This window comes from Buttiauxella warmboldiae (genome assembly GCF_003818135.1).
Taxonomy (GTDB): Bacteria; Pseudomonadota; Gammaproteobacteria; order Enterobacterales; family Enterobacteriaceae; genus Buttiauxella; species Buttiauxella warmboldiae.
Window position 1 is genome coordinate 1 of record NZ_RPOH01000118.1, and the last position, 630, is coordinate 630.

Here is a 630-nt window from a genome sequence, read left to right on the forward strand (position 1 = left end):
CGATCTGGTGAGCGGCCAGAAGGTGCAGGCCACCATCACCACCACCGATGCGGCGGGCAACACCGCCACAGCCAGCGCCGACCATGCGGTCGGCGTGGATACGGCGGCAGCGGCGGAGATCAGCATTCATCCGGTTGCCGGAGATGATGTGATTAACGCCGCGGAAAGTGCGGCAGCCACCACCCCGGTCACGGGCACGGTCAGCGGTGATGCGAAAGCCGGTGACACGGTGACGCTGACGGTGAACGGTAATACCTTCACGGGGACGGTGGAAGTTCAACACGACGGCTCGCTGGGCTACCGTATTCCGGTCACTACCACCGATCTGGTGAGCGGCCAGACGGTGCACGCCACCATCACCACCACCGATGCGGCGGGCAACACCGCCACAGCCAGCGCTGACCATGCGGTCGGCGTGGATACGGAGGCAGCGGTGGAGATCAGCATTCATCCGGTTGCCGGGGATGATGTGATTAACGCCGCGGAAAGTGCGGCAGCCACCACCCCGGTCACGGGCACGGTCAGCGGCGATGCGAAAGCCGGTGATGGGGGCCACACGGTGACGCTGACGGTAAACGGTAATACCTTCACGGGGACGGTGGAAGTCGAACGACAGACGGCTCGCTGGGC

1 protein-coding gene is annotated in these 630 nt (G+C 65.1%); it reads left to right on the plus strand.

All coding sequences use genetic code 11. The features are described from left to right. On the plus strand, nucleotides 1-630 hold a 630-nt coding region (locus EHN07_RS20225; protein ID WP_167467341.1), incomplete at both ends, for an Ig-like domain-containing protein.